Annotated in this window: 9 protein-coding genes; all 9 read right to left on the bottom strand. The window is 51.3% G+C overall.

The genetic code is table 11. From position 1 onward, the window contains the following. A partial coding sequence (locus Q0294_RS07400; RefSeq protein WP_299462672.1) for a DUF1501 domain-containing protein occupies positions 1-517 on the bottom strand: 517 nt, incomplete at its 3' end. A 9-nt stretch (positions 518-526) separates the two neighbouring features. Beyond that, a complete protein-coding gene (locus Q0294_RS07395; RefSeq protein WP_299462668.1) occupies positions 527-3649 on the bottom strand; it encodes a DUF1549 domain-containing protein in 3123 nt (1040 codons plus the stop codon). A 113-nt stretch (positions 3650-3762) separates the two neighbouring features. Continuing rightward, complete coding sequence (locus Q0294_RS07390) at positions 3763-5412, bottom strand: FecR family protein (protein ID WP_299462665.1); 1650 nt, start codon at positions 5410-5412, stop codon at positions 3763-3765. Further along, on the bottom strand, positions 5405-5932 hold the full coding sequence (locus Q0294_RS07385) for a sigma-70 family RNA polymerase sigma factor (RefSeq protein WP_299462662.1): 528 nt from the start codon (positions 5930-5932) through the stop codon (positions 5405-5407). Before Q0294_RS07385 ends, Q0294_RS07390 begins: the two co-directional genes overlap by 8 nt. Before the next feature lie 433 nt (positions 5933-6365). Beyond that, the gene (locus tag Q0294_RS07380; RefSeq protein WP_299462659.1) at positions 6366-8420 is read right to left on the bottom strand and encodes an alpha/beta hydrolase domain-containing protein; all 2055 of its coding nucleotides are present in this window, start codon (positions 8418-8420) and stop codon (positions 6366-6368) included. A gap of 157 nt (positions 8421-8577) precedes the next feature. After that, a complete protein-coding gene (locus tag Q0294_RS07375) occupies positions 8578-10527 on the bottom strand; it encodes a sialate O-acetylesterase (RefSeq protein ID WP_299462656.1) in 1950 nt (649 codons plus the stop codon). Between the two features lie 854 nt (positions 10528-11381). Beyond that, on the bottom strand, positions 11382-11693 hold the full coding sequence (locus Q0294_RS07370; protein ID WP_299462653.1) for a hypothetical protein: 312 nt from the start codon (positions 11691-11693) through the stop codon (positions 11382-11384). A gap of 36 nt (positions 11694-11729) precedes the next feature. After that, the gene (locus Q0294_RS07365; protein WP_299462650.1) at positions 11730-11900 is read right to left on the bottom strand and encodes a hypothetical protein; all 171 of its coding nucleotides are present in this window, start codon (positions 11898-11900) and stop codon (positions 11730-11732) included. A 79-nt stretch (positions 11901-11979) separates the two neighbouring features. After that, a partial coding sequence (locus tag Q0294_RS07360) for a hypothetical protein (RefSeq protein ID WP_299462647.1) occupies positions 11980-12718 on the bottom strand: 739 nt, incomplete at its 5' end.

Raw genomic sequence — 12718 nt, 5'->3', positions numbered from 1 at the left:
CCAACGAGGGACGACCGCCGATCAGCGAGCAGGTATTCATCTGACAGACGCTTGAGGAGTGGTTCAAACCGTCCGCCCAGCAGGAGCGTATCACGGCAATGTCGTCGACGCAGGTCGCGATTTCGGGAAGCCAGTCAGAAACCCATGTGCCCGCTTCGCCATGTTGTTTCCATTTCCGTTTTGACACCAGCAGAGGTGATCGAGATTCCCCTGCCGCGGTAAGGATATCTCCGAAACTATCAGGAAGCGATTGGCCCGCCAGCTTGTTTAATAATGGCTTGGGATCAAACAGATCGATGTGGCTGGGACCTCCTTCCATGAAGAGAAAGATAACATTCTTCGCCCGCGGTCGATGATGCGGCTTCCGTCCGGTCTGAGAACGGAACTGGCTGGGAGCATCCGCAGCCTCTGCCTGGGAGAGCAGCCCCGCCAGCGCAAGGCTACCAAAGCCCATTCCGCTCGTTTCCAGAAATTCGCGGCGGTTGTGTGGTACTTGAATGTGTGGCTTTGAGAACATGTAAGTGCCTTAATGGACGTAGAAAAATTCATTTGAGTTCAGCAGGATGTGACAAAGATCGACAAACGCCTCACGGCGAGGATTACCAGCCGAACTCATCCGGTCACTCTGAGTGATGTGGTGCTGCCTGGACGAACTGTCCTGAAACATGCCCGGCACAGGATCGAATTTCCAGTATCCCAGAGTATTCTTCAAAACGGATTCCTGTGTGAAGAGCAGCGACTGCACATCCAGCGCCTGCGATGAGAGCCGGACATCGTCAATCAGACCATCAAAGAAACTTTGGCGATTGCGAACCATCTGACCGAATGCGATGGGTAAATCATTTTCCGAAACCTGGGTAACCTGATGTGTTTTTGTAATCCGACTTAACTGCTCGTCATCGTTCGAAAGGTCTTTCAGATAAAAGTCGATCGTCCCCGCATGCTCATCTGAGACATGAAAACTGACCGCGGCATAATAGGGTGTGTTGAATTCAATATGCTGGTCGGAAAAAATGATCGCGTCCCCGACTTTTCCTTCGCTGTTCCGGCCAAATGAGCGAAACACCAGTGTTTGCGGCTTACGGCGAGAACCGCGTCCCGTGACGCCGAGCAGCCAACCCGGCTCAGAAACGGCGCCACTCCACTTGGAAACGAGCGTACGCACAGCGCCGGACTCATACACGGACTGTATCTGGAAGAAGACTTCAATCGTGCTGTTCTCCGTGTTCAACCCTTTGTCATTCGCGACATAAAAGGGAGATGGCTTATCCGCACGAAAAACAACGGACTGCCCGGTGCGGTAAGGCATCGTCGCGGTTTCCTGCTGCTGCAGGTTCACCGTCGTTTCCTGCTCAGACAGCAGTATCGACTGACGATTGAGAAACTCTTTTGCCACTGACAATTCCGCTTTCGTAACGGGTCTGCCGAACACGATTTCCCATGCGCGGTGCAGAGCCGCGTCTTCCTGCGCTTCGTCCAAATCCCCCGTGGATTCGTCATAGGCTCTTTTCGTCAATTGATCGGCAAACCGCAGCATTTGCTGGCTGTTGAACAACTGCAGCGATTGAACGGGAGAGGTCGTCGTATCGCGTGCAGGCACGCTGGTAAAAAACCGCGGCAAGTCAAACACTTCCAATAACGGATCGCTGCTGTTCCGCATCATGCGTAAATACATGGACCGTCTTGGCACGCTGGCAGCCACTCCGGGACCCCCCGCCTGAAGATTCAGTTGTCCGGTCACTGCGAGTATGGAATCACGAATCTGTTCCGCGTCGAGCCGGCGTGTATCGGCACACCAGTAATATTTATTCTCCGGATCAATGGCGAGCATCGCCTGTTCCTGTGGATGCTGAGTTGACTGGCGATAGGTTGCTGAGGTGACAATCAACCGATGCAGACTCTTAAACCGCCAGTCATCGTCAAGAAACCGGCGCGTCAGCCAGTCGAGCAGCTCAGGATGGGCAGGCGGCCCTCCCAGACGACCGAAATCGCTGCTGTGCGGCGCCAGCCCTTTGCCGAAATGATACTGCCAGATACGATTGACGATCACACGTGTCGACAACGGATTGCTTTCCTGTGTGATCCATCGGGCCAGGGCAGTTCTGCGACCGGTTGTATCCGTACGTTTCGGGCCATAATAATCGGCGGCAGGCTGATCAAAAATTGTCAGGAAACCGGGCTCGCACTCCGTACGCTTCTTGGGAATGGTAGTTTTGGGGGCGACCGGGCCAACATCCCTTACCTGCTGGGCAACCGGTAACGGCGCAGGCTTCAATTTATCGAACGTGGACAGCTTGCGTCTCAGTGCCAGCACCTTTTCCTTATCATCGGGTTTCAGTTTTCTGTCGAGATCCTTGTAATTGTGCTCCACCTGTCGCCATCCAAGCGTTACCAGCTGTTGCTCGCGCGGAGACCGTTCCTCCACTGGTTTTGCAATCATCGCCTGGATGTTGGGAGGGAAAGACATAGTAACGGCTTTCGCGTTCTCCCGATAAGGGGCTTCAATCGCGGTGATTTCCTTACGAATTTCTGCCGTCGCCTGCTCCCAGGCAGCCATTTCGAGACGATGTTTTTCAAGCTGCTGCGGCGTGGCAGCCACCTGATTGGACGGAATCAGGATCTGTTCGAAGAACGCGCGTAACTGGAAATAGTCTTTTTGCAGAATAGGATCGAACTTATGATCATGACAGCGGGCACATTGCATACCCACACCCAGAAACACATCCCCCACCGTGTCGGTTAATTCGTTTAACATGATGTTCCATTGACCGGCAACATCACGGCTGTTCCATTCATATATTCCGTGCGTCAGGAAACCTGTTGCAATGAGTGCGTCGACATTATCAGGAAAGAGTTCGTCTCCCGCCAGTTGTTCTTGAACAAACTGGTTGTAAGGCTTATCTTCATTAAGTGAGCGGATTACGTAATCCCGATAACGCCACGCTTCCGGACGATAACCGTCCGCGCGATAGCCGTCTGAATCTGCAAATCTCACAACATCAAGCCAGTGTCGTGCCCAGCGTTCTCCGTAGCGGGGGCTGTCCAGCAATCGGTCAACGAGCCGCTCATAAGCATCGGGACTCTGATCATTGAGGAATTCCTGCACTTCTTCCGGCGTGGGAGGTAAGCCGTGCAGATCAAAATAGACCCGACGGATTAATGATGCCCGGCTCGCTTCAGGCGCAGGAGTCAATCCCTGCTGTTCTGACTTTGAAAGGAGGAACCGGTCGATTTCATTCCGGCACCAGTCACCGGCAGCAGGTTTCGGCACTGTAACATCCTGCAAGGGTTGAATGGCCCACCAGCGGCGATCCTTGTCTGTGAACCGGGGGCCATGATCTTTACGAACGGGAACCGTATCATCCGCACCTGGCCAGGGGGCACCCAGGGAAACCCATTTTTCGAGCACCTTGATCTGTTCTGCCTTCAGTTTTCCAGCAGGCGGCATTTCATACGATTCATAACGAATCGCCTCGATGAGCAGGCTTTCGTCTGGTTTTCCGGGAATGATCGATTTACCAGACTCTCCGCCCAGCAGGGTGTGGCCGCGCGTGTCGAGCCGCAGGGCCCCTTTCTGTTCCTTCTCACCATGACAGGACCAGCAGTGTTCCGAAAGGAGCGGACGCACTTCCTTTTCAAAGAACTGCATTTCTTCCGGTGACACTCCAGCAGCATTCGCCGATGATAACATCAACAGGAATAGAACCAGTCTGCACACAATGTTTTTAAAAGTGTTGAGCATGAGTTTTGAAATCTAGCGTATTATTTAACAGGTGGGAGACCGATGATAACAACCGGGTCAATATAGTCTTTGTCGTCCTGCGCATCCTGAAGAAAGAGTCCGGTGATCGATGCTCCGGGCGGAATCTGCATGTCATCCAGATCAACTCCGATGGCAAACAGGCGCGAGGGCACTTTATTGACAAGCTGAGACCGCCCAAATTTTGGAAGAGGAGTACCATTGTCTGCAAAAGCCGAACTCAAGTGAGTCAATCGACATCCGGTCATAAATTGTGCGTCTGCAGAATACCCATTAATGTCATATTTTCTGATCGTGACTGGTAGTGCATCCGAGTAATCCGTTTGTGGATACAAATGGAATGCATCTCCTTCAAGTGAATGTGCGATTGACTGCGCATCAAAGATGATCATGTCGGGACCGGGTGAATTAATAATTGGCTGGTCAAAGACAATATTCATGCCAGGCGTACCATCCTTGCCTAACACAAAATCTCCCGCATGCAAGTCCTGCTGACCACCGGGATTGATGAATCCCGAAGCAAATAACAGATTCATCGGACCAAACTGATTGTATTCCTCGGGGGGAGAATCAGCCGGCACGACACCAAAAACAGTCGCAGCAGACTGAAAATGATTCACACTTGGTAAAATGAAATCGCCGCTGTGATAGGTACGGCTCACTCCCCCACGTTGGACAGACAAAGACGAAAGCGCGATCGCCCGCCCCTGATCGTCCAGACTTGATTCGTAGGTAATCAGACGATCCGGGATCGTAGCCACATAAGCATCACCTTGCGAATGATTGGCTCCCTCCACTAAAGCCAGATCTGTGCCAACATAGGCAGAATCACCTTTTAACAGTGTTCGTTTGTGGGAATTGCTCAGAGGAGTGACTTCCGCCTCTCCCTCCACGACAGCGACATTCGATGATCCGTCTTCAGCAACCACCACGGAAAAACGAGTTCCCAAATCGACCACTTCACTGGTTGGCGTTGTCACCTCAAATCCTTCGGCCCCCTCTGGCGCATACACAGAGCACTTGCCGAGGTTAACGATCAGTTCATCGTTTTTAACGACTTGAAACTGTGCCGGAGCACTGAGAATCACTTCGGCGCCTGAAGGAAAAAGAATCTTGATCAAGCCCTCTTGCAGCATGTAATACTCTGAGAAACGTAAGCGACTGCCAATCAACATGGGAGAAATGGAACCACGGAACACTGTATGATGCCCGGCGATAAAGCGTGCTTCGGATAATACTTCTTGCTGTGTATTTCGTGCGGTCGTTGATTCTACCGTTTTTGATGGCTGATTTTCCTCTGCAGTTTCCTTTTCCGCAAATTGCTTTCGTTGTTCAAGGACAGGCAACACAAAGAGGACCGCCGCAACCAGGCAGATCATAGCGCACGCTGTCAGTGCCAATACGCTGAATGGAAGAGAGTATTTTTGTCGTGGGCGAGCAAAGTTGAGTTCGGGAGCACTTTTGCTGACGCCCCCAAGTTCTATCAGTGACGAATCAAGCCACATGTTTTCCAGGTACAGAGCTTGACGCTCTGGCTGATCCAGGAGCAATGACTCCAACGTTTCCACCTCGGCTTTATCAAGCGGACCATCGGCCATTCGACTTAAGAGTCGTTCAAATTCTTCTTCATTTTTCTGATTTGTATCAGACATGTTCCACCTCCGCTACACGCCGTCGCACACAATCCTTAATCTGGCTGCGGATTCTGCTGACCCGGTCATATAACGCGTTAATTTTCATCCCAATTTCTTCTGCGACGGCCGAGCACTTCCGCCGTTCCCAGTAAACCTGCTGTATCACCCACAAATCTTTTTGACGCAGCGATTTCAAACATTTCTCCAGCGACAGCATCTGCGTATTATGGTCGTTTTTATCTGCAGACATACGATCGAAAAGCTGTTCGATAAGCTGCTCTGAGAAACGATGCCGATCACGTGATGTCACACGTAGAAAGTTTTTCACTTCGTAAAACGCGATTCCCATCGCCCACGGCAGGAAATCAGAGTCAGAGTCGTACTGCTCAAACTTGTCCCACAGAATCATGCTGCAACGCTGGTAAACATCTTCAGCGTCAGCGTGGTCTGCCAGCAGTGAGTAAATAAAAGCATACAGTGGACGGCGATGAGCTGTCAGTAATGTTGTAAACAGTCGTTCTTGTTTTTTCTGTTCCATGAATTATTTCAACGATCATTCCAGGCATGGCGACACTCATGTTTCTGTTCTATAAGTAATCGTACACTCGATGAAAATTTCAGGTCGCGTTTTCAAGATAATCTGCATAATATCTGGAATTATCTGTGTTTTGACACGCCCCACCACCCAGATTCAGTTGTGCTATCCTGTTTGGGAATAAACGCTTACGACAAATGACGTTGTTGATCAGGCTGTTTTCAAAGCGACCAGATTAAACGTCTGAATGTGTCGGAACAGAAAGAAAATACCCGTTACATAATCTGCATCTGCGGGGAAGTCAGAACTGAAGCAATCCCTGCATGAGAAGGAAGGTAACATTCCCGTCATCAAGTTCGAGTGATTCAAAACAGGCGACAACAACAATTTTCAAGCTCGGCCGCCAAATTTCAGTTGCCACGCTCAGGCAGCCTGGTCACGGCTTCGAATTGAACTGAGCGAACAGGGGAGTAACCCGCTCACGTTGCGTTTGAATAATCCGTTTCGTGTCTTCATTCAGCAGGTAACCGGCCTTTTCATATTCGCGGCATTGCGCTGCAAGCTGACTGAGGTAATTCTCCAATGTACCGTAACGTTCTTCGACCGACTGTCTTGGATCGCCTGTTTTTTCGCGATCTGCTTTGGTGATCGGAAAGGGAATATACGAACCTGATAAACTGTAGAGCTGGTTCGCGGCAGGGCCGTCCGCACTATGCAAACGCCAACTCGTGTAACTGGCGACCGGAACCGCGACCTCAGGAGCAGAAAGACAGCCAAGGTCATTGCCATCCGGTCCCGAACGTGGAACGAGCACCCTGTAATCGCCGCGCGGGATTGGTGGTTGATGATCCACGATCCGCTGAGATTGCCAGCGCGGGCCGAAATCAAGGAAGGACGGTTGTTGAATCACTCCTGGATACTGGATGCCGGGGATCTGCGGAAACCCGGTTGCGTTTTGAGTCCAGCTGACAAGCGTGCCATCGCTGATCTTCGGATAGACACTTGGCGGTGGCTCGGTCCCGTTCTCCGCCCAGCGATCGAGCGACAGCAGTAACGCGCGCAAAAATGGTTTGTAATCAGCTGGGTTAGGCGCTGTTTGACCATCGCCGATTTTAGTCGTGAAACGGCTCGGACCATGCTGCGTCCCACCGAAGATGTAGAGACGCACATTGTCGGGAATCTCCACGTCGGTATTGCCGAAGGGGTCAGTATGAGAAAGCGAACCGCTGCGATTCCAGTACTCCGATGACGATTGAGTGTGCATCACCAGCGGCGCGGTGCCACTGGCCACCGAGCGATCAAGAATTCCCTCAGTCAATCCAGACAAGGGATCTGTCTGTGTGCCGTAAGTGAAGGGAAAACGATCGGGCGGATAATCATGATGATCATGCTGTCCGGCATGCCGCGTCGGCTGGGCGAAGCGATGGTTGAACGAACCCATGCCGGAACCGGAGACGTGGGGAATGATCCCGTCGAAGACTTTCCGTCCCTCTTCGTCCGCGTTGAAGCCCCAGTAGATCATCTCGCGTAGAAACCGTCCGCTCTGCGACACGCCGATGGAATGGGCCCGTTTTATCAGCGACTTTCCATCAACCAGCAATGGATTGTCTTTCCCTGTCCCATATTTCAGCGCAGACACCAGGTCACGCACCGAAGTAAATCCGGTTCCCATGACCACGGGATCCTGTGCTTCATAGATCAGTTCGTAGATGTGCAACTTCTTGAGCCCCTGCGGATACTCCAGTTCCACCTTCGGCAACTGAGAAGGTGAATCGCTCTCCACATCGGAGACGTGTAGCTTCCACTCCGAGCGGGGAATCGGAACGCGGGGATGACCGGCCAGCAAACGGTGAGTCAGCGTCGCCGTCTTCAACCCCTCTGCCGTCGGTCGATAAGAACCATGATTCGCCCAATTCACCACCGTGCGCGTCGTATCCGACGTCGGCACGATTTCGCAGCGTACTTTGCCGGTAATTTTCTCAGTGATCGGCGGCGGATAAAGTTGCAGCCTGTTGCCCGGTAACAGTTCGCCGTCCCAACCGCTCCAGACGACGGTAAATCCATGCCGCATCAGAAACCCGTCACCTGCATGTTTCTTTTCGTTTGGATCGTTACTGCCCGAAGCGTAGTTTAACAGTCGCAGGGCATTCAGGTTGCCACGATTGTTGACTCCGTAAAGCAGAGCACCATTGCCTCGACTCAGGTCCTTTGGTGCCAGGATAATCAGATCGGCGGAAAGTTTAACGCGCCCGCGTTCGTTGCGCGGCGCCAGCTTCAGGTCGATGACACTTTGATTCTGAGGCAAGTCCGGATCGAGTTCAAAATAGACGCGTCCCACAATTCGTTCGTACTCGCCGACCTCTCCAAATGTCTGACCGGAGGCAAATGGTTCGCGTGCCGTGATTTCAAATCGCGCGACTTCTGCGACAAGTGGCGACGTAAGCAGCCAGGAAACAATCGTAATGACAACGAGTTGTAGTTTATGATTCATGAAAATCTCAATGGTTGTACATATTGAAGACTCTAAAGTTATATCGGACGGCACCGCAGTGCAGTATATCGTGTTTTCAGACCGTCACTCCACCGAAAACGTCCTGCACACCGGGGAATCATCAAGCGGTCTTGTTGCATTCGATCGATGGGCGTTTTCACTGATCCGTTCGGAACGGAACAGCCGGCAACCCGGCTGCGTTGTAGAGAGTACATTCTGGATTGTCAGCCCATGCGTAACGGACAAACGCTGGTTTTGAAATGTTCTCGTTCCAGACGAGAACACTGTCCCCGTCGATCTTCGCATCAGCCCAGCGGAAAACCTTGTCAGGACCGGCAATCGCGAATCCTTTTAAATTTTCGCCCTTTGTTTTCAAGCCGTCACCGATGTGCGTGAACTTGATCCGCATTTGGTTCCCTTCCACAGCAGCTGAAGAGAACAGGGGACCGGACACGACTGTGTCGGCGTCTCCGTAGCAGTCACGTTTCGCCCACAATGCAAGGCGTTTGCCTACGTCCTGCTTATTCTTCGGATGGACGTTGGTGGCATCGCCGATGTCGATGGCGATGGCCATACCTGTGTGGGGCAGAGCCAGCGTCTTCGTCTGTGATTCCCGTATCAATGCCCAGCCGCCGTCACTGGGCTCTTTCGCACGTTTCTGGTAGCTGGCCAGTTGCACGAAGTAGAAGGGGAGAGTTTCATCGCCCCAGAGCCGGCGCCACGACGTAATCATTGCGGGAAAGAGAAGCGTATGCTGATTCGCTTGTCCGGCATTGGATTCTCCCTGGTACCAGAGAAAACCGCGTATCGGAAACTGAGTATACGGTGCAATCATGGCATTGTAGAGAGCGGATGGCACCTTGTAGCCGAAGGGAAGTCGGCGGGACATCTGCGCGGGTTCCAGACTGAGTTCCACTTTGCATTTCCAGATTTTCGGGAGTATGACCTCCCCAGCCCCGTCCTGATAAATTTTCAGAGGCGCCGGGTAGCTGGGATAGAAACCGCCCTGATCAATTTCATTGAAGATACGTACGGCAATGACATTCCGCCCGGCTTTCAACAGTTTCCCCGGGACTTGATGCGTCCGGAAAACATACTGCCGCCCGTTGTTTTCTGTTCGAGCGATTTCCGTTCCGTTGACGAACGCCAAGCTGTTTTGCGTGATCAGGCCCAGATAGAGCTGGGTGTCCTTACCGGCCCACATAGCAGGCAGCTCAACTTCGGTGCGAAACCAGACTGCGCCGTCGATGTTCATGCCCTGCGCTTCGAAGTTGCCGGGAACCGTAATGTCTTTCCAGCCGGACGCGTCATATTCCGGCGTTGCCCAGGTGAGACATACGGGTTTGATACCGGGATCTTTGTGGGCTGCGGAATCGTAGATCTGTTTCCGCAGAGCCAGATAAGTTTTCCAGTCCGGGTATTCTTCCGGCGGAATGGTTGATGGGGAAGGTAAGGATTTGTCGGCGGCCAGAACATCAGCCGGTGTCCAGGCTTCACAGGAACTGGCACCGACAGCACTGTTGATCACACCTGTCGGGATGCCATAAGAGGTATGGATCTCCCGGGCAAAGAAGTAAGCGACCGCGGAGAAAGTTTTCACTGTCTCCGGCGCGCAGACCAGCCATTGCCCGGCCGGGTCTTTACGCGGCGCGGAAGCCATGTCGCGTTTCACCATGAAGAAGCGAATTTCAGGATAGTCGGCAGACTTGATTTCTTCAGCGGCGTTGTTGACATCGCTGACTCGCATTTCCATGTTCGACTGCCCGGAGGCAAGCCAGACGTCCCCGACCAGAACGTTGCTGATCGTAATGACCTTCGTACCGGTGACCCGCATGGTCGTAGGTGTGGACAGCCTGTCTAATGGTTCGAGAGTGACCTGCCAGTTGCCTGCTGCATCCGCCGTCGTTGCCAGACTTTGTCCGCAGATCTCGACGGTAATCTTTTCCGCTGGGGTCGCTGTTCCGTGGACCGGTACTGGCTTGCCTTGCTGCAGCATCATGTTATCAGAGAAGATCGACGGCAGCCTGACTTCGGCTCGAAGAGGACCGTTCGCACAAGCGACGCAGACGATCAGCACGTAGCCTGCACATTGGATGAAGCGTAGCATTGTGTATTTCCCTTTAGTGTATTCTGCTTTGTTTTCGCATCCCGTAGCCCGGCAATGCTCTGATCGAATAATTGACCTTCGGAGGGCAGGCTCGCCCCTTTCTTACGAGGGCTGGAATCCTGATCAATATATCAAATTCTGAATTCAATCAGAAGGGGTAGGGCAACCTGAACCGCCGGCCTGATCTGTCAGTTGTACCAGCGGCCAACTGGTATTGGTTTATGGTAATATCGCTCACACATTTTTTTTACGTACCCAGCTCGGGTCTCTCCTGCTGATCAAATTCCCCTTGACGCTCACGCGCCGTTCCAGATGATCTTCGATTAGTGTCGCGCGCGAGTGGAGTACAAATTCAATTGAAGATTTTGAACCACTGCGTGAGGTTCACTATAAAAGTGACTGGTTTCAGAGCGATTTCCCAAAGCAATGCTCACCCGCACCTCACTTTTCGACACGATTCGACACATATCGACACACATCCGCTCCACGCCAGACATTTATTGCCTGCATACGGCCCCCAGTTCATCCCACTTCGGCACAACATAAAATTCGTTTCCTCTTGACCCGGCCATGCCTCTGGCAAAAATCCGCAGATGCCAATAATCAGCCAGCGGCGATAACTTGAAAAATCAGGGAAGAGGCAATCAAGCGAAACTTCCGGCAGTGTGACAGAGTTCTGCACAGAACGCCCTTCCGTCACCGGTTATACCTGAAGGACTCTCAACCTGTGAGATGAACATTGCGCCGCGAGGCTGATAAGCTGACCCCTTATTCTCTTCCCAGCCAATTTTGGTTTCCCGCCAACGACAGCTAAAGCCAAATCAAAGCCCGTTAATCTGAATCGAACCGAAAGCTTACAAGCTTTCTTCTCCATCTACCGGGCCGGATTCTTGATTCTCTCTTTTCAGTGCGTAGTGCTTGAACAGGCAATGAGCCAGGGTCAGCATGCACGCAGCCTTCAGTAAGAGTAAGCCAATGGGTCGATACCATGCTCCAGTATAGACTTCGATGAAATCCGAAATGCCGAAACAGAAGAAAGCAATCATCGCGCGCTTAGCGATCAGCTTCTGTTTCTGGTCGGCCAACGCGCGGGAGCGAAAGCAGATGATTCCCGCAATCACGATCCACAGCAAACCTTCAACGACATTTCCCCAATAATGGATCATACGACTTCAGCCTTGATTTGCTCTATTTCTTGATGATCACCAGATCAACATCAAACAGAAAAATTTGTCAGGAACCTTTTTCTGCTCAAAAATCGACATTCGGGCATTCGCCCGATTGAGCACATGATAAATAGATCCCGCCTGAGCGGCGCGTTTTGATCGTCCCATAAACAAAGAATTTTCGCGCAATTTTCCTTGAATTGTCATTTTAAGGTTCCTGACCACCTTTTTCTGTTCCGGTACTCATACACTTCGCTACATTTGGGGTCTATTGAATCAAGTTATACTATTTCAGTGAGCCGAGCTTAGTCATAAACTGCTCAGCCTCCATGACTATTTCTGATTCAGTAACGATATAAACGGGAGTCTTTAACACATTTTGTTTTGAGAGCATTTTTTTAAAGTCATCCTCAGAAACGGTTTCTTTTGATGTCCAGTGGTCTCGGTCCATTGGTAAGAAAGCAACAATCCAATGGCTCACTTTACCATCAATATCTTTGTAGCCTTCTCTGAGTTGGATATCTTTGTAGCCTTCTCTGAGTTGGATTGCCCTGAAGCTTGTTAATGTAGATGAATCATTGTCAGAAAATCCCCTTAAAAGGACAGGCATCCGCGGGTCTCGAAGATAATCAGGAGTCGGTTCACTGAGGATATCATTATAATCGCCATACATTAATTCGTCTCGGAATGTCTCTGATAATAAAACCCTCCAGCTCATGTTGTTGTCAACAGCATCGTTAAATAGCGATTTGCCTTTCAAATGTTTGTAGTTGAAGAATCCTAACGAAATATACTTAAGCTGACTCTTGGCATTCGCAACGAATGCTTCTTGCTGGCTTTCTTGCATTACTCTGATAATTACATAGGCAATGAAGAGTGCTAGAAAGCCCAAGATGACGTAGGCATTACGCTTTTTCATAAATAGTCCCATTTGGGTTAAGACAGAAAAAGGTGGACAGGAACCTTTATATTGCTTCGTTGGAGCCTTCCCTCCGAAAACACGGGGGAGCCAAAAAATCAGAAGC

Source organism: uncultured Gimesia sp., assembly GCF_937919775.1.
In the GTDB taxonomy this organism is placed as follows: Bacteria; Planctomycetota; Planctomycetia; order Planctomycetales; family Planctomycetaceae; genus Gimesia.
The sequence above is the reverse complement of the archived record's forward strand: the minus strand, read 5'-3'. Positions and strand labels throughout refer to the sequence as shown.